The 20,152-nt window shown below is 37.4% G+C and carries 19 protein-coding genes; 13 read left to right on the forward strand and 6 right to left on the reverse strand.

Annotation, left to right across the window (positions count from 1 at the left end):
- Nucleotides 1–232 precede the first annotated feature (232 nt).
- From LVD47_RS18315 to LVD47_RS18355, 9 genes are all read left to right on the forward strand, one after another.
- Entirely contained in the window at nucleotides 233–598 is a 366-nt protein-coding gene (locus LVD47_RS18315; protein WP_236979508.1) for a hypothetical protein, read from the forward strand.
- A gap of 154 nt (nucleotides 599–752) precedes the next feature.
- Nucleotides 753–1,649, forward strand: coding sequence for a transporter family protein (locus LVD47_RS18320; protein ID WP_236979510.1), 897 nt, complete (start codon nucleotides 753–755; stop codon nucleotides 1,647–1,649).
- Nucleotides 1,650–1,667: 18 nt separating this feature from the next.
- The gene (locus LVD47_RS18325) at nucleotides 1,668–2,525 is read left to right on the forward strand and encodes an MbnP family protein (protein WP_236979511.1); all 858 of its coding nucleotides are present in this window, start codon (nucleotides 1,668–1,670) and stop codon (nucleotides 2,523–2,525) included.
- Between the two features lie 21 nt (nucleotides 2,526–2,546).
- A complete protein-coding gene (locus LVD47_RS18330) occupies nucleotides 2,547–3,575 on the forward strand; it encodes a cytochrome-c peroxidase (RefSeq protein ID WP_236979512.1) in 1,029 nt (342 codons plus the stop codon).
- Nucleotides 3,576–3,595: 20 nt separating this feature from the next.
- Nucleotides 3,596–4,027 (forward strand): hypothetical protein, encoded by a 432-nt coding sequence (locus tag LVD47_RS18335; protein WP_236979513.1) that lies wholly within the window; start codon nucleotides 3,596–3,598, stop codon nucleotides 4,025–4,027.
- 144 nt (nucleotides 4,028–4,171) lie between these two features.
- Nucleotides 4,172–4,639, forward strand: coding sequence for a hypothetical protein (locus LVD47_RS18340; protein WP_236979514.1), 468 nt, complete (start codon nucleotides 4,172–4,174; stop codon nucleotides 4,637–4,639).
- 8 nt (nucleotides 4,640–4,647) lie between these two features.
- A complete protein-coding gene (locus LVD47_RS18345) occupies nucleotides 4,648–5,295 on the forward strand; it encodes an SCO family protein (RefSeq protein ID WP_236979516.1) in 648 nt (215 codons plus the stop codon).
- Nucleotides 5,296–5,369: 74 nt separating this feature from the next.
- Nucleotides 5,370–7,685 carry a TonB-dependent receptor domain-containing protein gene (locus tag LVD47_RS18350; protein WP_236979517.1) on the forward strand — a complete coding sequence of 772 codons (2,316 nt, stop codon included), beginning with the start codon at nucleotides 5,370–5,372 and terminating at the stop codon, nucleotides 7,683–7,685.
- A gap of 89 nt (nucleotides 7,686–7,774) precedes the next feature.
- Entirely contained in the window at nucleotides 7,775–9,019 is a 1,245-nt protein-coding gene (locus LVD47_RS18355) for a PepSY-associated TM helix domain-containing protein (protein ID WP_236979518.1), read from the forward strand.
- Nucleotides 9,020–9,358: 339 nt separating this feature from the next.
- Here the strand turns inward: LVD47_RS18355 and LVD47_RS18360 are convergent, their stop codons facing one another.
- Entirely contained in the window at nucleotides 9,359–9,607 is a 249-nt protein-coding gene (locus LVD47_RS18360) for a DUF7218 family protein (protein WP_236979519.1), read from the reverse strand.
- A gap of 115 nt (nucleotides 9,608–9,722) precedes the next feature.
- Entirely contained in the window at nucleotides 9,723–9,917 is a 195-nt protein-coding gene (locus tag LVD47_RS18365; protein ID WP_236979520.1) for a CsbD family protein, read from the reverse strand.
- Nucleotides 9,918–10,475: 558 nt separating this feature from the next.
- On the opposite strand from LVD47_RS18365, the gene LVD47_RS18370 reads away from it, so the two are divergent.
- A complete protein-coding gene (locus LVD47_RS18370) occupies nucleotides 10,476–11,474 on the forward strand; it encodes an AraC family transcriptional regulator (protein ID WP_236979521.1) in 999 nt (332 codons plus the stop codon).
- Nucleotides 11,475–12,096: 622 nt separating this feature from the next.
- The gene (locus LVD47_RS18375; protein ID WP_236979522.1) at nucleotides 12,097–14,235 is read left to right on the forward strand and encodes a catalase; all 2,139 of its coding nucleotides are present in this window, start codon (nucleotides 12,097–12,099) and stop codon (nucleotides 14,233–14,235) included.
- A gap of 55 nt (nucleotides 14,236–14,290) precedes the next feature.
- Here LVD47_RS18375 and LVD47_RS18380 read toward each other — a convergent pair whose 3' ends face one another.
- The 4 genes from LVD47_RS18380 to LVD47_RS18390 all read right to left on the reverse strand — a co-directional run bounded on the left by LVD47_RS18380 (nucleotide 14,291) and on the right by LVD47_RS18390 (nucleotide 16,644).
- A complete protein-coding gene (locus LVD47_RS18380) occupies nucleotides 14,291–14,830 on the reverse strand; it encodes a hypothetical protein (RefSeq protein ID WP_236979523.1) in 540 nt (179 codons plus the stop codon).
- Nucleotides 14,831–15,132: 302 nt separating this feature from the next.
- On the reverse strand, nucleotides 15,133–15,453 hold the full coding sequence (locus LVD47_RS24135) for a four-helix bundle copper-binding protein (protein ID WP_369427823.1): 321 nt from the start codon (nucleotides 15,451–15,453) through the stop codon (nucleotides 15,133–15,135).
- An 81-nt stretch (nucleotides 15,454–15,534) separates the two neighbouring features.
- Entirely contained in the window at nucleotides 15,535–15,966 is a 432-nt protein-coding gene (locus LVD47_RS18385; protein WP_236979525.1) for a hypothetical protein, read from the reverse strand.
- Between the two features lie 213 nt (nucleotides 15,967–16,179).
- A complete protein-coding gene (locus tag LVD47_RS18390; protein ID WP_236979527.1) occupies nucleotides 16,180–16,644 on the reverse strand; it encodes a DUF2267 domain-containing protein in 465 nt (154 codons plus the stop codon).
- A 614-nt stretch (nucleotides 16,645–17,258) separates the two neighbouring features.
- On the opposite strand from LVD47_RS18390, the gene LVD47_RS18395 reads away from it, so the two are divergent.
- On the forward strand, nucleotides 17,259–19,094 hold the full coding sequence (locus tag LVD47_RS18395) for a peptidase MATCAP family protein (protein WP_236979529.1): 1,836 nt from the start codon (nucleotides 17,259–17,261) through the stop codon (nucleotides 19,092–19,094).
- On the forward strand, nucleotides 19,091–20,146 hold the full coding sequence (locus LVD47_RS18400; RefSeq protein ID WP_236979531.1) for an ATP-grasp domain-containing protein: 1,056 nt from the start codon (nucleotides 19,091–19,093) through the stop codon (nucleotides 20,144–20,146). Before LVD47_RS18395 ends, LVD47_RS18400 begins: the two co-directional genes overlap by 4 nt.
- The last annotated feature ends 6 nt before the right edge of the window (nucleotides 20,147–20,152 follow it).

Consider the following 20,152-nt stretch of genomic DNA (forward strand, 5'->3'; position numbering starts at 1 on the left):
GACTATACAACGTATCGTTTCCCAACTAGTTTGGCACATTGAATTGAAATAAAAACTTCGTGCCAACTTACAATATTTTATCTGATCAACCTGTCGTGGTTTGGAAAGCCTGACAGGTTGATAATTGGTATGGGAAGAAGCAGTACATGATCAAACTATTTTGCTAAATGAATTCATCAAAATTTATGAATTTTGCTTATCCGGTTTAGCATTTTTTGCTAAATTTGTTCTTGTGAGACATTTTTCCTGGATATTAATCTTTACTATTTCGCTGGTTTCATTCAAAGATGTGACCACTTATGTCCTTTTCAAGGTCAACCAGGATTATATTGCTGAAAATCTCTGTGTCTACAAGATCACACCTGAAATGCTCTGCTATGGTAGTTGCTTTTTGGAAGATGCACTGGAAAAAAATGCAGAAGACCGGCAGGAATTACCCAATTCCCAATTGGAAGACCGGCAAATCAACCTTATTGACAATGACTATCAGCCTTTTGTGAAAAATTATACTCTTGTCAGAGATGATAATTTCCAATATGCTGACCAGTATACCTTTCTATATTCGGACAACTTATTCCATCCTCCGAAATTTATATAACCACTTCGTTGACAATTTTGATTGAGATAAAGAGTTCCGAGCAGCTTTGATGATAATGCTATCAGAACCCAGGCATAGTCCTATGAAAATCTTTGATCAAATGCTGTCAGCACTCTGCACGTATAATTTTTAAAAAATGTAAAATATTGGCTATATGTATAGAATAGCCCTGATGGGAGCATTGTGTATAATGCTTTCTCAACAACAAAATTACGCCTGCGATGCTTGTGGATGCGGAATTGCAGGGAGTGGTATCGGAGTAATGACTTCTTACCGGAATAATTTCGTACGATTATCATGGCAATCCGCACGATATGAATCGCTTGCTGAATATGGGAGTGGCTCCAGCGATCATTTTCAAATAGTGGACCTGGCGGGCAGATACTATTTATCTGACCGGCTCAAAGTAACTATGAATTTGCCATACCGTATAAACCATAGGGTAAATACTAATGAAAATACATTGAGGAATGGACTTGGCGACGTACGAATAACAGCTAATTATTCATGGCTCAACAATTGGTTGAATAAGGACGGGTCAAGTTTGCTTTTTGAAACGGGATTGGGATTAAAATTACCTACGGGCACTTATGATCCGGATATACACGATTCCAATCTACCTGAGAATTTCAACCTGGGACAAGGAAACCTTGGGATAGTATTCGAACCTACACTGGTATATAGCAGGCAACGGTGGGGAATTGCTCTTAGCAGTTCCGCACAAATCAACACCGCCTCTGCCGATGGGTATAAATTCGGGCATCAATGGATATCCGGGTTGAATTTTTTCCATGAATTCAATATTGGTAAAGTGGAAATAATACCACAACTGGGGGCAAACGGTGAATACATTTCCAGGGACCGGTATAAAAACGATAATTATGTTCACGGTACAGGGGGAAAAGGCCTTTTTGCCAACGCCGGGCTCAACATTCAACAGGATTCATGGTTGGTGGGTATTCAATATTCGATACCTGTCCAACAAAGTTTTTCCCAGGGAGAAGTAGAAAGCAAAAATCGCCTGGCCGTGCAATTATCCTATATTTTTTAATACTCAAATTTCAAAATAATGAAATCATTTATTAAACATATAATCATACTATTAAGCAGCATATTTATTTTGACTTCATGTGACGATTCTGAAGATATTCAGCCTGTGGCAGGAGAAGTCACTATCGATTTTGATAATATAGCCATCATCGACGGGGTTCAAAGACAATTACAAATGGTAGAACCCGGCAACCAGGATTATCAATATGAGAATGAAATGGGCCAGGAATTCAATATTACGATGTTGAAATATTTTGTTTCTTCCATCGTACTGGAAGGACCGGATGGCGCCTATTATGAAGATCCTTTGGAAGTAACTGCCGCAGAAGCTAAGGGGTATTACCTTATCGATGAAGGTGAATCATCCAGTCAACGTATCACATTGGAAAACGTGCCTGCCGGAAAATACAATAAAATCACTTTTACAATTGGTGTTGATGAAGAAGGCGTAGTGGAAGGGGCTGCCGGAGGCTCCCTTGACCCGGCGACCAATGGCATGTTCTGGAACTGGAACTCCGGCTATGTAGCTCTTAAACTGGAAGGGCATTCGGAAGCATCGGTGGGAGGTGCCAGTGGAAACACAGTAAATCCGGATATAGAGCACGGAATGGCTTACCATGTAGGCGGATGGAAAGACATTGACGGAACGGCATTTGTGTATAACAACAAGAGACTGGAATATTCCTTCGACACAGCTCTCAATGTAGACGGCACGGGTGAACCCAACATTCATATGGTAATGGACCTGCTTGGATTGTTTAAAGGCACTAATGCCATAGACTTTTCAGGAAATAATAATGTACATAAGCCCTCTGACGGCAAATCCCTGGCCGAGAACTTCAAGGGTGCATTTGCCTTTGATCATATTCATCAGTAAGAAGACAACCATGGTGAGTTGATGATACGCCCGAAATACATAGTCATATTTTGCCTTTTTACAACAGGGATCTTTTATTCGTGTAGCAAGGTTGGTAATATTTCCCCGGACATTATAAAACTGGAAACACCGGACTATTTTCCATCTCCTACCTATCCGTTAAATACGAATCCCTTAAGCGAAAAAGGTGTTAAATTGGGCAAACAATTGTTCAATGAACCCCTTCTTTCTATTGATAATAGTGTAGCCTGTTCAAACTGCCATTCAAAGGGAGTAGCATTTACGGATGCCCAGCACAACCCAAGTATTGGTATTCACGAAAGGGTCGGGACACGTAATGCCCCACCCATTTTCAACCTGGCTTTTAGAAGGGAGTTTTTCTGGGACGGTAGTTCATCTGTACTTGATTTTGTCCCTTTGGCAGCCATTGAAAACGAAGTGGAAATGGGGGAAACACTGAATAATGTTGTCACCAAACTAAACGACCACAAGGAATATCCCAACTTGTTTAGAGAAGTATATCCGGAAGCAGATACTATTACAGGGCCTTTTGTGTTGAAAGCCATTTCTCAGTACCTACTTGTTTTGATATCATCCAATTCACCATACGACCAAAATTTGAGGGGCGAAACCGAATTAAGCAAGAAGGAAAAAAGGGGTGAAATGGTTTTTATTGAAAATTGCCAGGGTTGCCATAGCGGAGCACTATTTACCAGTGAAGAATTCAAGAACAATGGGTTGGACACTATTTTCAAAGATTCAGGAAGGGAAGGAATTACCGAATGGCCGGGTGACCGGGGAAAGTTTTTAATACCAAGTCTGAGGAATATTGAATTAACTGCGCCATACATGCACGACGGACGTTTTGAGACGATACGGGAAGTACTGGATTTTTACGACCAAAACGTATTACCCTCTCCCACACTGGCCGAAGAATTGAACGAAAACGGAGAATTAGGTATTCCTCTGACAGAGGACCAAAAGGACGATCTCGAGGCATTTTTATATACACTTACCGATATATCTTTTATTCAAAATACTGAATTTTAAAATATTATAAATTCTAAAACATGAAAAATATAATTCTCATAGCCATTATAATATTTCCATTTTACTCCTGTGAAAAAGAAAACAATGACATGGAACCCGGAACCGAATATGCCTATCACGCGCATATAAAATCTCCCGGTTCTGAAGTAAAAAATCTTAACGACAAGATCCATATCAACGTACTATTTGAAAGCCATTCCGGTGAAATCGTACATAATATCAAAATTGAAATAAGGGATAAAGAAGATGTCAACAATGTGGCCTATTTGCATGAAGAACATGTTCACGAAGAAATTTCCTATGATTTTCATGAAGACCTGGTCCTCTCAGCCGAAAATGGGTTTAAGGGTTCCACTGACTGGATTATGGAAGCATCAGTATGGAGCCACGACGCCGAAGAAGATGATAGCCTGGTGGCAGAGGAGATCGAATTTCACATACATCCTAACTAGCCCTAGCCTTAATACCCATTTACGCCAAATGTAACGTCTTCCATATACAATGGAAAGTAAATTGCGGATAGTTGAGCTTTGACTAATTCTTTATCACACCCTTTCGTAATAAAAACGTATGGGATATTCAAAAATAAATACATCATGAAAATAATTCAAAATATAATTTTTGCAATTCTGATTCCCCTTGTCGGATGCCAAAACAGTAAGGATTCCGAAAGCCAATCTATACCGGAAGCAAAGATAGTTTTCACTGAGGCCATGACCATTCATGACGAGGTAATGCCACGGATGGATGAAATTCACAAGCTAAAAAAAGAACTGACATTACAGTTGGGAAAAATTGAATCCAAAGAAGTAATTGAGAAAATTAAGATAACCATTTCCGATCTTGAAAAAGCGGACGATGGTATGATGGACTGGATGCACAATGTAGTAAAGTATCCGGATCAAAGCACAAAAGAAGAAGGTCACACAGGCCACGACCATAGTGTACACGACGCAGACACATCTTTATCCATTCACCTGGAACAAAAAGAAGCCATCATACAAGTAAAATCAGATATGGTAAGTGCTATTGACAAGGCAAAAAAATTAGTCAACCCAAAATAAAAACTAATATGAAATCCCTTTGGATCATACCATTCATCTATTTTTTTTCCTGTGGTGACATCCCCCGGCAGACGCTTCCAATCCTTGGCCGCAAATTAGTCAAGGAAACCATCGTGGATGGCCAAAAAGTTATCGATTCTGTATATCCTACTATACAGGATTTTCGATTCATGGACCAGGATAGCAACTGGATTACCCGGGAATTGATGGAAGGAAAAATCTATATAGCCGATTTCTTTTTTACTACTTGCCCTACGATTTGCCCGGTCATGAAAAGGAACATGAAAAAAGTGTATGAAAAATACAAGAATGACGATGAGATATGGATTCTGTCCCATACCATTGACCCAAAACACGACACCATACCCGTCTTGAAAAAATATGCAGATGCTATTAACGTTGACGCAGAACATCACTGGCACTTTCTTACAGGTAACAGGGATTCCATTTTTGATTTGGCAGAACGCAGTTATATGGTTAGTGCCGAAGAGGATCCCAATGCGCCCGGTGGGGCTGTTCACAGCGGTGCATTTATTCTAATCGATAAAAAAGGAAGGATCAGGGGATATTACGACGGCACCGATGAGCAAGATGTACTTCGATTGATTAGAGATATAAAACTATTAAATCCAAAACGTAACAATCTACGTAAATAATCCAACCAAAGACTTAACATTATTGATTCCAGGTAATCAAAACAAAATTCCATACCAACTATAAAGATTATATTATGAAATATCATCTACCTTTTACCATACTGATTTTATTATTTCCCATACTCCTGCTTTCCCAGGAAACCGCTACAGGGGTTATCAAAAATCACCAGACGGGTGAAGCACTACCCTATGCAGTAATTTATAATACCACAAATGATCAATCCGCTATATCTGACCTTCAGGGCAAATTTGAAATAGATGCAACGTCTGGTAAAGATACTTTGGTGATTAGCTCACTGGGATTCGTCAATAAAAATATAGTTGCCAAAACTTCCATGTCTGTGGCATTAAAGTCAAACACTTTTGCCCTTGAAGAGGTAGTGGTCAGTTTTAATCGGGAACAGGAAAATCGAACAAATGCTCCTGTTGCCATATCCACACTAAGCCCTGCAGTCATTTCTGACAACAAACCCACTACTATAGATCAGGTATTGAACCAGAGCCCCGGTGTTTACATGGTTGATCTGGGAAATGAACAACATACCATGAGTATTCGCAAGCCTATTGACTATGGAGCATCATACTTATATATGGAAGATGGGGTGCCCATCCGTACTTCAGGAGTTTTCAACCACAATGCACTCATTGAAATAAATATGGCAAATGTGAGTCGAATAGAAATCGTCCGCGGGCCTTCATCCAGTTTGTATGGAAGTGAAGCCATCGGCGGAGCTGTCAATTTTATTACACAAAAACCTTCGGTTTCCCCTACAGCCGGAATTACACTTCAAGGAAACGATATAGGATACAAGAGAGCCGACTTTTATGCTTCGAACACCTTTGAAAAATTGGGTATTCGGTTTTCTGGTTATTACGCAGACCAGCAAAATGGCACCCTGGCACACAGTGATTTTAATAAATTAGCCCTGAGTCTTTCCGCCAATTATTTCGTAAGTGAAAAAACCGAACTTAACTGGAGCAACTCACTCGTTGATTATTATTCCGACATGTCGGGTTCCCTGGACAGTATGGACTTCTACAGTAAATCTTACGGCTCCAATCAAACATTCACAAACAGACAAGTTAATGCGTTTCGATCCAAACTGGCAATAAACCACTACTGGAATACCCGGGCAAAATCGTCATTAACCGGATATTTCAGGGACAACTCCATAAAACAAAACCCATCTTATCGTGTAGCTGATGATTTCAAGCCGTGGATACCCTCCGGGGATCCGAACCTGGCTCACGGTCAATTAAATGACAACAGCTTTCAAAGCTATGGATTGATCGCACAACATAAGCAAGATTATGACTGGCTCAATAGCAGTCTCATTGGTGGATTAAGTCTGGATTATAGCCCTAATACCTACAACGCCGATTACATTCAAATCTTTAAAAACGATGATGGAGTTTATGAATCCTTTGCGAAAACAGATAGTGTCCTTTCGGACTATCACACAGACCTGGTAAATGTCGCTGCCTATTTCCAGGGCACAATAGAACCAGTAGAAAACCTAAAAATATCCGGTGCATTGCGCTTCGATAATTTCAACTATAATTTCGAAAATAATCTCGGTAAAAATTCATTTACCGCAGTCCTGGACGGTAAAAATATTTTTAGCCGGTTTACGCCGAAAATTGGTGTTACTTATGACTTGCAAAATAATAAGGGAATATACGCCAACTTCAGTCAGGGGTTTGTTCCTCCACAGGTAACCGAATTGTATGTTGGGAATAAAATCCCTACTCTCAAACCAGTTTTTTATAGCAATTATGAAATTGGGGGCTGGATGAATTTTGCCAACCAAAAAGCAAAACTGGAATTGAGTATATATAGAATGGACGGACTCAATGAAATCATCTCCGTATTACAAAATGACGGTACAAGTATTCGTCAAAACGCCGGGGAAACCACCCACCAGGGTATTGAATACTCTTTAATGGTCAATCCAATTTCTGCCTTATCCATTAGGGTAAGCGGCACTTATGCCATTCATAAATTCCTGGATTATGAAGATTCCGGCATGGAGTTTTTTGACAACAGGATGCCGCAAGCCCCAAACAATATTGTAAACGCTCAATTGAGCTATAAACCAAAATTTATAGACGGATTTAGATTCAGCGTGGAATGGCAACACCTCGATTCCTACTTTATGGATGCTGCCAACACTGTAGAATATGAAGGATACGACATATTTAATGTACGTGCCGGATATAGGTGGAATGCATTTGAAATTTGGGTAAACGCAATAAACACTACGGATCAACTCTATGCCACAGTCGCCCGTGCCAATGCCTGGGGCCAAACGTATAGTGTAGGGAATCCGCGAAATTTCAATATTGGAATCGGATATCATTTTGGTAAAGAAGAAAAAACTAATCGATAATTCATTAGTAAGGCTGGAGGCAGATCACACTAATCCTGCAGTTGGTAATAAATATACACTTGCGTGATTTAACCCTAAAAATCAGTTCAATGAAAAAACATAAAAACACCTACCAATGGCTATGGAAATGGCATTTTATCGGGGGTATAATTGCACTCCCATTCATAATTATCCTGGCTGTAACCGGAATTATTTATCTGTTTAAAGATGCTTATGAAAAACCTATTTATAAGGATGTAAAAGAAGTTTCCATAGGTAATGAACGGGTTAGCTATGACCGGCAATGGGAGTTAGCTAAAGAATCAGCTGTAGCCCCACCTCATACAATGTTACTGCCTCAAACTAACAACGAGGCTACTGAATTTGTATCCGGAAGGTTCGCCAGGGAATCAAGCATCTATATCGATCCCTATAAAAACCTTGTCACTAATGAAATAATTTCAAGCGAGACAGACATGTTCCAGGTCAGGAAGCTCCACGGCGAACTGCTGACCGGTAAATTTGGTACGAAGATCGTAGAGTTAGTCGCCAGTTGGATGGTAGTACTTCTTTTATCCGGTCTGTATTTATTCTGGCCAAGAAATAATGGTGGCGGAATCAAATCATTTTTCCGGATACGAAGGAATGGAAATAAGCGTATATTTTACAGGGACTTGCATGCTGTCATGGGATTTTGGTCTTCACTGTTAATACTCTTGATCCTGGCAGGTGGATTGCCCTGGACCGATATTTTCGGTAACAATTTTGCATGGTTACAAAAGAAAACCAACGCTGGGTATCCCAAGGAATGGAATGGCCAGTTTTTTGAATCCACACCCATTGGGGTGCCGCTATCCCTGGATGATATGGCGGAAATTGCCAATAAAGAAAATCTTACCGGAGAGGTAGGAATTACTCTGCCCCAGAACCCAACGGCTGTCTTTAGTGTATCTAACACTACACCAGATTTATCACACCGTAAGATGATCCATTTCGATCAATATTCCGGGAAAATGGTTAAAGAGTTAAGCTGGAAGGATGTAGGCCCTATGATACAGGGAAGAATGTGGGTAATGGAGTTTCACCAGGGGCATTTTGGTTGGTGGAACTGGCTATTGGTCCTGTTCACCGCTATTGGAATTTTGGTATTGAGCATTGCCGCATTGATCTCATACATCAAAAGAAAAAAGCGTGGATCGTGGAGCATTCCAAGGACTTCAAAAGACTTGAAAGTTGGGAAAGGAGTAATCATATCCATTATACTTTTGGGTATTATACTTCCATTATTTGGGTTGAGTATTATTGTTATTTCCCTGTGGGAATGGATGTCTACTTCATACAATAAGTCCAAATAGAAGTAAAATCCTGGTGATACTGTGATAAACTAATTTGCTTAATGGGATTGAGCTAAGGAAACAGAGTATCCCCTGGCATTTTGGTCGCGAAACGCAATAAATTTGACCAGCTTGTCCCGGCAGAATCGCCGAGGTTCCGTGTGCAGGAGAAAATGAACGACATAGAAGAATGACGAATGAAGTGCGACTAAAAAAAGCCGCACTGACTGTACGGAAATGGGATCTAAGAGGAACCGAAAAATCCTTTTTTCGGGGTCTCCTGTATTAATCGACGTAGGTATATTATCCAACGACTTTTACCTTTTACAAAATTGAGAAGCATGTTAGTAAAGCCATTTGTTAATGATTCCGTATAGCTTTGATTAGTTCTTTTTTATTCATTTTACTGTATCCATTCAGGCCTATTTTTCGAGCCAACCGGGTTAAATCCTCTACGGTTCGATCTTCATATTTCTTCGCTTTTCCACCTTTTTCTCCGGCATTTTCCGTGTTAGCAATCCTTGCGGCTTTCTCCTTGCTCATACCATCGTCCCGAAGAGCCTCGTATTGTTCCCTGTTTTTGATTCGATTCATTTGCTTCTTTGCCATGATAATAATTTTTTACAAAAGAGGGCCGGTTCGTCTAAAGAACCGGACTTTGCGCTTCCAGGTATTTTAATACACATGGGTTTTCCTCTTTATGTTTTTTATAAAAAATGCTGAATTACACAAAAGTGTTTACATAGTTTTTCAGTTCATTTTGTGACATGCCTGTTCTTTTCTGAAGCCTTCCTATCAACTCCACTTCTTTACCTTTTTCGTACTTTAAATCGTCATGTGTGAGATGTCCGTACTTCTGTTGAAACTTTCCTCTTAGAAGATTCCAATTCCCTCTGATTTTGTTTTCTAATGAATCCATAATAATTTATTTTATTGATTTACTTTAATCATTTCATGTATTTATTAATACGAACATTTCACAATATAATTCTTTCACTTCAACCAATTAACGTATGTTAAATAAAAATAAACAGCAATTGCATTATTAAAAGGAAGTGAAATACAATCAAAACAACTTCGACTATTATGCATGTATTATTATAATTTATTATCGAAAGCATAAATCTATATTCCAATTACATTAAGTATCGAACAAATGCTATGATATGCCCGGGAAAGCATTCATTATCGCATGAATTTTTGTTTGGAAAGCTCCGGACTTGGAAAGGCCGAATTTTAATAGCAATATTGGATGGCGAATATTTCATATATCATAAACATTGTATTTGTTAAAAAGAAATATTTTATACAAAACCGACATATGTTCCGTTTATATATGGTACACAGCAAATTAAAAAGCATAGAGCAATCTCCTAATTTGCATCAATTTAATACCTCAAGAGATTCCATACGACATTGTTTATTTTATCACAAGGAATTCACTATTAAATGAAGTGGATTTTTAAAATTTACTCCTATGGATCTTAATCAAAAAAGACGAAGCATCCCCGGCAACTTAGCCTTTTCTTCACACCTACTTAATTCCCGGAAAAAGGGTAGTAACTGGAGCCAAATAACCCACCCTATATCAGAAAACCTATCCTATCTGGAATATTCATTTTGTCTTTCAGAAAGTGAGGATGTGATCATTTCCAGCATCAATGAGGAAGGATTTTACTTCCTGCATTGTTGGAAGGGGACTTTTACACTAGCATTTGAAAACGGGGAAGAAAAAACCATTAACCCTTTTCACAATGCTATTATTTTTGATGGCTTTACTCGTGTCATTAAACTAAAGCTTAAAAAGGAAATTAATTATAAATTTTGCATAATTGGTTTCAATAAACCGGCCACCTCAGCAAAAGAATTACTTTATTCCTCTTACTACCGGTTCAAAGTAGCTTATTGTGAGCAAATTAGATGTACTACATTTATGTACCTGGGGAAACAAAATTTGAGATTATTGGATAAAATCAATATCCTTTCCCGGATGTCAAAAGAAGGTATAGCTTCCGAGCTTATTATGGAAGGGCTCATCTATGAAATACTGGGGCTAAAAATGCAACAAATGTTGAATAGCATAAATTCCAAACAATTGGACAATGGGACTCTCACTTGTCGCGATATAGAACAAATACAGGATGTTTCAAGTTATATCAAAAAGAATCCCTCTTTAGATTATACCATAAAGTTTTTATGCACTAAAACCGGTCTTTCACCGGCCAAACTTCAGGAAGGATTTAAAAAAATGCATAACAAAACAGCAATTAATTTCATACGAAATATACGGTTGGAAAAATCAGCAGAACTTATGGAAAAAACGGATATGAATATTTCACAAATCGTATACAGCATCGGTTTAACCAGTCGAAGCTATTTTTCCAAAATATTCAAAAAAAGATATAATTGCTCACCTAAATATTTTCGAGAGCAATATAAAAGTTTGATATCTAAAAATTCCTTGATGGAGGTATAGGTTGAATTTCCATGCTTTTGAGAACAAGGAAGAATATTTTTTGCGTCAAAATATAATTTAATAGCATACATCCCTACAAATATTTCATATTATTTTTGATGTAATTATATATAAGAGTATATAGAGCGATTTATTGTAATTGTAAGGATGATACTCTAAATCCATTAGTAAAATTTAAAGAGGTCTTCAAAGTATCAAAGATCCATATTGCAAGAACTGACCAATTATTATTACAAAGAATTGGCTTGTCTGGATGACAAATTCGACTAGAATATATTGTTCTCAAGAGTACCTGTAAAAACTACAAGATAGTCGGACTTGAAAAAGCCTATCAACTGCATCCCTTTTTTCAGGACGTAAGCTTTAATTTTGAACCTTCTGATGAGAAGCCCATTGACTATACCCTAATACGAATTACAGCACGGGTCTGCAGACAGCAATTATATCTGCTATATATCTGTCCGCATTTTATATGCTTTAACACCAGACATATTGAAAAGAATGGTTAGGTAAACCCAAAAGTCATACTCAACTTTTCAACCCGGGTGCAAATTTTGAGGTGGATCAGTTTATTTTTTCGAATTCAGATTTAAACTATATCAACAATAAAAATAACAAAGTTATGAAAGAACAAAATCCAAAAAAGAAAGACACCAAAAAAGCTAAAGACCTCGAAAAGGATACAAAAGAGATAAAGGACTCTACATTCACCACCAATCAAGGGGTTAAAGTTAATGACACCAATAATTCTCTTAAAGCGGGGGAACGAGGGGCTACTTTACTGGAAGACTTTTTACTACGTGAAAAGATAACAAACTTTGATCATGAACGGATACCGGAACGCATAGTCCATGCCCGGGGTAGCGGTGCTCACGGGTATTTCGAATTATATGAGAACCTAGAGGAATACAGTAAAGCCGGTATACTGAACGATACCAGCAGAAAGACTCCTGTATTTGTCCGTTTTTCGACCGTCGCAGGTTCAAAAGGTTCGACAGACCTGGCCCGGGACGTACGTGGATTTGCCGTTAAATTGTATACCGAAGAAGGCACATGGGATATGGTATGCAATAATATGCCTATCTTTTTTATACAAGATGCTATGAAATTTCCGGATCTCATACATTCTGTAAAACCGGAACCCAATCGGGAAATACCACAAGCGGCCTCTGCTCATGATACTTTTTATGATTTTGTATCACACACACCCGAAACACTACATAATCAAATTTGGTTAATGAGTGATCGTGCGATTCCACGAAGTTATAGGATGATGGAAGGATTTGGAATCCACACTTTCAGGCTTATCAATAAAAAGGGGGAAGCCCATTTCGTGAAATTTCATTGGAAGCCCATGCTGGGAATACATTCCGTCACGTGGGATGAAGCGGTGAAAATAAGCGGAGCAGATTCTGATTTTCATCGACGTGATCTATGGGAGGCTATAGAATCAGGGCATTATCCTGAATGGGAGCTTGGGCTACAAATCATACCGGAAGAAGATGAACACAAATTTGACTTCGACTTATTGGACCCTACCAAGCTGATACCGGAAGAAATGGTGCCGGTAAAACGAGTTGGTAAAATGACTTTAAATAAAAATCCCGAAAATTTCTTTGCAGAAACCGAACAAGTGGCTTTTTTACCCGGACATATTATCCCTGGGATTGACTTCACCAACGACCCGCTACTCCAGGGGCGTTTGTTCTCCTATCGAGATACACAGTTGTCCAGATTAGGGAGTCCCAATTTTCATCAAATACCCATTAACAGGCCTGTGATTCCCACTCAAAATAACCAACGGGATGCTAAAATGCAGACATCCATCCCCAAAGGGAAAACTGCTTACTTCCCTAATTCAATCAGTGGAGGGTGTCCTCATTTGTCTAAGATCAGTGAAGGGGCATTTCACGCTTATGAAGAGAGAATAGATGCAAATAAAATTCGAAGCCGGAGCGAAAGTTTTAGTGATCATTTTTCCCAACCGGCGTTATTTTATAGAAGTCTTTCCTCCTGGGAAAAAGCACATCTTGCCGATGCTTATATTTTTGAATTGGGCAAATGTACATATGACCATATTAAAGAACGCATGCTGTGGTTGCTTAATCAAATTGATGAAACACTTGCAGGGAAAGTAGCAACAGGCCTGGGAACGGATATTCCCAACAATATTAAGCAGCCTATAAATCAAGCAATAGGGGCAGATGCAGACGTAGATAGGCACCAACCGGGCCCTAAAAAAACATACCTGGATGAAGACCCTGCCCTGAGTCAGGCCAATACGAAATTTAATAGTATTGAAACCAGACAAATTGCAGTATTGGCAACCAACGGATTTTCTAGGAAAAATGTAAGCGCAATAAAAGATAAATTGGAAAAAGAAGGGGCCATGCTCCATATAGTTGCACCTCAGGGAGGGACTATTCTATGTGATTCAAATACGGAACACAAAGTACATGCTCCAATAATGACTACGGAAAGTGTATTATTTGATGCCGTATATATACCCGGTGGCCAGAAATCCATTCAAGGTTTACTTGAAAATAAAAAATATATAAAATTCATTAACGAAGCTTTTAAACATTGTAAGGCAATAGCTGCCAGCGGGGAAGGAGAACAAATGTTGGATAAGACCTACGTCAGTGATTATAAAGATGATGCTGCTGTCCTTATCAATAAAAAGCCTGAGGAATTTATTAAAGCGATTTCCAACCATAGAAATTGGGATAGGATGGAAATTACAGACCAAATTCCGATATAATTGTTGATCATGTATACATGGGATTTAAACATAAAAGAAAACGGTGCTGATTATCTTAATCCGGATCAGTTTCATCTTTTTTCTGGATGTGCGGATGATCAGTACCTAATCCCACAATTTTTATAATACCTATAATAATATTATTGAGCATCAGTATTACCGTTATCATCATCCCACTTAAAAGAGAAGAGAAAATCAATGTCGCCCAATAAATAAGATTAAACCACGAAGTTGGTATATTTTCGGCTTCTGTGATAGGGATATTGGATAATTGAAACAAGATGAGGGTACCAATAAATAGAATAGTATCAAATTTAGCAATAGTTAACACCTGCTTATAATGCTCGTTTTTTAATTCGGACTTCGTTGATCCCGTACTTATGCCCAATAGCGTCAATAATAGGGCCAATATAGTAGCTGATGCTAATACAATGGTATTACATAACATAGTGATGCCATTGAGCGAAGCTCTAATGAGTTGCTTCGCTTCATACCCCGATAGATTCCCCAATAAAAAGACACCTAAAGAGGTAAATACTGTGGCCAGTAAACCACCAATCAAAGGACCTCTGTTATATTTGATAAAACCTTTCATGAATAATGTTTTTTAACTTGCCAGTTATTGCAACGATGGGCCAAATCATTAAAAAAAGATTCTTACAGATTGTAATAAACGATATACCTAAGAGCATTGTATATGCTAATGAGAAGATTCCATCCAAATATTCCTTGGGAAAGGATAGCTTTAAATAAATCCATTAAATGGACTGTCCCGAAAATTCAGGATCAAATCTACCCCCTGAGCACTCGGAGTTCTCTCCGCCATGAAAATTCATACAAAATCTAATAAAATATAACGGTTCCGCTGATTTATTCAGGATAAAAAAACTTTAAAAATTAGATCAAATAGGATAAGCAAGCATCGCTACATTCTCTACAAGACGCAGCACATTCTTTACAATGTTGATTGTCATGCATTTCACATTCCTGTGCACACTTTTTACAAATATCACTGCAGTAATTTATTAGTGCCCTTATATCAGAGAAGTTTGTGCTAAGCAAATTTGCAGTGGCGGTACAAATAACTGCACATGCTCTATCCGTACGAATGCAATCTATCATTTTCCGGGGATCATCTTCGTCCAAACACGCATCAGCACAATAGTTACAATGCGCTGCACAGTCATTAAGGATTTTAATTAAATCTAGATTTTCCATTCTATAAAATTTTTATTTAAAAATTAAAAGTAGATATTGCTCAACCAACCTAAGCTTTGTAATCATTTAGAATTCAATATACTAGTCAGGAGAGTGTTCTTCCTTCCATTTAAGATATGAATTATATTGCCCTGGCGAAAGAATTGACTTTAATACCTTTTCTTCCTGTTTTTCCATAGCAAGGGTATCCACCTTTTCATCTAATTGTTGACGATAATCAAGATTACTCTGTTCAAATCTTTTAATTTGATCATCAGTCATTCCCAGCACTCTGTACATAGTAGCCCAATCTCTTTGCTGATTTCTGCTCATGTTGGATAGCCCGTTATTTGGAGTCCTTTGAGCGGACGGAGAATCACCGTTGTTCCAGGCTGCAGTATCATCCATTGGATCGCGTTCTCTATCCTCGTGGTTAAATAAACCATTTTGATTATCATTTCCGTTGTTAGAATTATTACACGAGATTGTTATTAAAAGGCAAATACTGATAATATATAAATTTATACTTTTCATAATTTAATATGTTTATTCTAATCAATATTAGATATATAATTGAATAGATATTGACTCAATGCTATTTTATATTGACCTGATAAAATTGATTATCAGTTCCTGATTACCTTCGTGCTCCATTTTAACAGTCTGCATCACCAGTACTTACTTGTTGGGAAATTCATTGAATCACCGAATACGATCCTTTCTTATAACGGAGATGTGTCTTATCCATCAAATGCTTGACATTTTAGAATCCAGATATTCTTTTATTTCTTTAGGCATTTGATTTATTATGTGACTTGATTGCGCTTTAGGGAGAAATCGTTCCAGGGAATTCAGTGTATCAGAAATGATTACTTCCGTGGGTTTTTTCCAGGGAAACTGCCTTTCACCGTATTGATTTTGAAGTGTTTTCACACTCGATTTCATTTCCTCTAAAGTCATATAGTCAAGTGGTGGATGCTCCGCAAATTTCCACCCTTGTACATACACACCTTTTAGAATTATTGGCAAAGGAGATATAAGATCAAAAGATTCTCCAATATGTATTCTATCCCGTATGGTATGCATTACCGCACGCCAAATTTTGAACACTCTTTTTTTCTCCTCTGGATGTCCTAATTCTTTTGAAAGCTCATCCATGTATATTTCTGATACTTGAGTAAGTTTTTCAAAATTTAAATCTTCGCCCGCCATAATAAAAATAATTTATTTTAATAAACAATACAAATATTAATTAAACAACTACATTGAATACAAACCCCTTATAATACATAAAAGATATCTTTATTAATTAGTATGCAAGTGAGCAATAATAATTTTATTGGACCAAAAGAATATTTTTTAGCGATAAGAATAAAGAAAATGAACAGTCCAATTTCTCTTCAACGAGAGCAATCAGGAAAGATACCGTCCATCTTTCTCCTCATATCGGACCGGGTAAATTTATTATTGACTGCTCCGTTATCGGGGTTCGGAGAAAATAACTACAGTGTAACTATATGCTCTAAAAAAATTATTTTTGATTCATACGAATAAATCGGTTTATATTAACTTTTCCTTTATATAAAAACATCTTCACAAATACGTAATTATAAATACCTGCTATACTACTGATAATTTAGTTTGACGGGCATTCATTGAACGTGATTGGAACCGTGTATGCTTATCCATAAAGTTCTGTCATTGCCACACTAAAATTACATAGTGCCTGGTAAATACACAAACATGGTTGAGAGAACAGTCAAACCATAACATAAGGAGTAAAAACCAACTATTTTAACTATTAATCTAAAAGAGCAACCAATACTATGGAATGGGATGAAATAGATTATAAAAAATTTAAAAGCCAATTGAGTGAAGCTACTATTGTGGAGCAGATTCTTCCTAATGGAGGTTTCCTTCACATAGAAGAAAAGCTATCCTTTATTTTGATATACCGGAAAAAATCTAATGATGAAGGAACAGATAAATTAGTAAAAGCCATCGGATCTTACTTGCTTATTGGTGATGACGATCTTTCAAAGTATTCAAGGTTACTTAAAATTTTAATTGATTTTTTTACGAAAAAATACAATTCATATTTACTTTTTGAAATCTACTGCGGCCCTGTTCAAAGTTCCACTTTCATTATTAAGGGACCTTCACATAAATTACCGGCTACCCTGCAAGTACTAAAAGAAAAATTAGAAAATATACCCAATAGTTCCAGTAACAAGTCAATGGACGTGGTAATAGAACAGACTAAGAAAAGACATCCAAAAGAACAAAGCCCTATTATAAATATTCAAAATGCAAAGGTTAGTGGTGCACTCCTCATTGCTCTTGAAGTTCCCCCAGTATATCGGGATGACAATGGAAAATTTTATCCGATATTTTTTCAATCCTTTAGGAATCATTTTGTAAAAGCCATACAAAAGGCACTCTTCGAATATTTACGTGTTCAGACTACTTCCGGAATTGGTAGTTATTACGCTTTAGGTAAAAGTCAAATTCAGGAAGAAGTACTAAAAATAGACCGACAGCTAACTGAAATACAAAATAGTTATCAGTTTCTCATACAAGTGGCACCTGTAAACCTCGATAATATAAGAAAAAAATTTTTTCAAAGTAATTTCAAAAAATTATTAAAATATCATTACCGTCTTCTAACGGCTGATCCGGATTTACTTAAAAGAAAACTATTCAATCTTAAAATTGAGAAAATAGATGATCCTGCATTATTTTACATTTTCAAGGAAAAAAGAGAAGAGCTGGACCAACAAATATCCATGCTGGGTGAAAGAGGAACAAAAAATTTTTTCTATAACAGTATCCGCATATACAAAGGAGTAAATAAAGAACTTTTAACCGAAGCTACTGCTATTTTAAAAAATGTTCCCGAAGAAAGCTCTAAAACCCAGGATGTAATAAGTGCCAATGAATTCGCAAAACTTGCCGAAGACGAGTTTGAAGAATATCGCAAGCAGGATTCTTTTTTTAAAAGCAGGATCCACCTCAGAAAAGACTTGAATATTTTGATGGTATCCAGAGGAGAATTGTATGTTCCGTCAACATTGCAAGTTCCTTCCCGGGAGGCCAAAGCACTGATCCAACATGAAATCGGAACCCATGCACTGACATATCACAATGGCAAAGAACAACCTCTGACACAGCTGTCGATTGGTCTGGCCGAATATGAAACTTTACAGGAAGGGATTTCTGTGCTTTCAGAATACTTTAGCGATGGACTAACAGGAAATCGGTTACGAATGCTGGCGGGAAGGGTGATCGCAGGAAACGAGTTACTTAAAGATGCAAACTTTCATGAAGTATTTTTCAAGTTGTACGCAGAATTTGATTTTTCCAAGGAACGTGCATTTAACATTACAGCCAGGGTGTTTCAGGGTGGGGGCTTTCTTAAAGACATAATTTATCTACGCGGATTATTGCAAGCGATAAAATATTTAAAAGAAGATGGAGAACTAACCCCTTTACTCGCCGGGAAATTTGCAATAAAACATCTTGACGTTATTAGAGATCTGACAAAGAGGGAAATTCTTTTAAAGCCTAAATTGACTCCGAGATATATGCAAATGGATTCATTCCAGGAAAAATTTACGAAAATTAAGGAAGGTATACCTCTCTTTAAAATGATATCATCATGAAAATTGGTTTTGTTTTAAATAGCTTTAATACGGAAAGTTGTGGCACTTCCATAATTCTAATGAATAAAGCGTGCCAGATGGGACACAGTGTCTATGCTCTTGATGTTGAAGACTTCGTCTTTTCCAACCGTTCTTATATGGAAGTTTATTCCTACAAAATTAAAAAGTGCAAAGAGTTGTCATCACCCCAAGATTGCCTTGATCAACTCAAAGATCTAAATCTGACGAAAAGGAAAATTTCACTACGAGAACTGGATGTTCTTTTCCTCAGAAACAACCCTACTGAAGAAAACGCTACAAGATATTGGGCAGAACATGCCGGGATTGCATTTGGCAGATTAGCTCAACAGGAGGGTATTCTGGTATTAAATGATGCTTATGGTCTATCGGAGGCTTTTATAGATAAACTTTATTTTGAAGAACTTCCGAAATGCATTAAACCGGCTTCTATCATTACGCGATATAAAAATGAAATTCTAGAGTTCTGGAATAAGCACGATAAAAAAATGATATTAAAGCCTTTACAAGGTTCCGGAGGTAAAAATGTATATCTAATAAATAAAAAAGAAAAGAATATAAATCAAATAATAGATGCCATTTCAGAACAAGGATACATCATAGCCCAGGAATATCTTCCTGAAGTAGAAGACAGTGGTGATATTCGTGTAATAATGATGAACGGTAAACTATTGGAAGAAAATGGAGAAAAAGCACTAATCGGAAGAATAAACAAAAACAAGGAAGAGTTTCGCAGTAATTTTAAAGTCGGAGCAACAGCCACCAATAGTCAGTTAACACCAGCTATTGAAGAAATCATTAAACTTACCTCTCCCAGGTTAATTAGAGACGGTTTGTTTTTTGTCGGCCTCGACATCGTAAAAGATAAACTAATAGAAATAAATGTGTTAAGCCCGGGAGGACTGGGAAGGTTTAAAGATATAGGCTTACCTGACTTTGCAAAAACTGTAATAACGGCTATCGAGCGTAAACTTTACTATAAAAAAAAATACAACGGACGGTTCAGTAATAGAGAATTAGCGACAATGGATTAATGCATA

Origin of the sequence: Membranihabitans maritimus (assembly GCF_021729145.1) — a bacterium.
GTDB classification, from domain to species: domain Bacteria; phylum Bacteroidota; class Bacteroidia; order Chitinophagales; family Saprospiraceae; genus Membranihabitans; species Membranihabitans maritimus.

Bases quoted from the DNA above. Each gene is read 5' to 3' on its own strand.
- LVD47_RS18320 (WP_236979510.1), top strand. From the start codon at position 753: ATGTATAGAATAGCCCTGATGGGAGCATTGTGTATAATGCTTTCTCAA.
- LVD47_RS18325 (WP_236979511.1), top strand. From the start codon at position 1,668: ATGAAATCATTTATTAAACATATAATCATACTATTAAGCAGCATATTT.
- LVD47_RS18330 (WP_236979512.1), top strand. From the start codon at position 2,547: ATGATACGCCCGAAATACATAGTCATATTTTGCCTTTTTACAACAGGG.
- LVD47_RS18335 (WP_236979513.1), top strand. From the start codon at position 3,596: ATGAAAAATATAATTCTCATAGCCATTATAATATTTCCATTTTACTCC.
- LVD47_RS18340 (WP_236979514.1), top strand. From the start codon at position 4,172: ATGAAAATAATTCAAAATATAATTTTTGCAATTCTGATTCCCCTTGTC.
- LVD47_RS18345 (WP_236979516.1), top strand. From the start codon at position 4,648: ATGAAATCCCTTTGGATCATACCATTCATCTATTTTTTTTCCTGTGGT.
- LVD47_RS18350 (WP_236979517.1), top strand. From the start codon at position 5,370: ATGAAATATCATCTACCTTTTACCATACTGATTTTATTATTTCCCATA.
- LVD47_RS18355 (WP_236979518.1), top strand. From the start codon at position 7,775: ATGAAAAAACATAAAAACACCTACCAATGGCTATGGAAATGGCATTTT.
- LVD47_RS18360 (WP_236979519.1), bottom strand. From the start codon at position 9,607: ATGGCAAAGAAGCAAATGAATCGAATCAAAAACAGGGAACAATACGAG.
- LVD47_RS18365 (WP_236979520.1), bottom strand. From the start codon at position 9,917: ATGGATTCATTAGAAAACAAAATCAGAGGGAATTGGAATCTTCTAAGA.
- LVD47_RS18370 (WP_236979521.1), top strand. From the start codon at position 10,476: ATGGATCTTAATCAAAAAAGACGAAGCATCCCCGGCAACTTAGCCTTT.
- LVD47_RS18375 (WP_236979522.1), top strand. From the start codon at position 12,097: ATGAAAGAACAAAATCCAAAAAAGAAAGACACCAAAAAAGCTAAAGAC.
- LVD47_RS18380 (WP_236979523.1), bottom strand. From the start codon at position 14,830: ATGAAAGGTTTTATCAAATATAACAGAGGTCCTTTGATTGGTGGTTTA.
- LVD47_RS24135 (WP_369427823.1), bottom strand. From the start codon at position 15,453: ATGGAAAATCTAGATTTAATTAAAATCCTTAATGACTGTGCAGCGCAT.
- LVD47_RS18385 (WP_236979525.1), bottom strand. From the start codon at position 15,966: ATGAAAAGTATAAATTTATATATTATCAGTATTTGCCTTTTAATAACA.
- LVD47_RS18390 (WP_236979527.1), bottom strand. From the start codon at position 16,644: ATGGCGGGCGAAGATTTAAATTTTGAAAAACTTACTCAAGTATCAGAA.
- LVD47_RS18395 (WP_236979529.1), top strand. From the start codon at position 17,259: ATGGAATGGGATGAAATAGATTATAAAAAATTTAAAAGCCAATTGAGT.
- LVD47_RS18400 (WP_236979531.1), top strand. From the start codon at position 19,091: ATGAAAATTGGTTTTGTTTTAAATAGCTTTAATACGGAAAGTTGTGGC.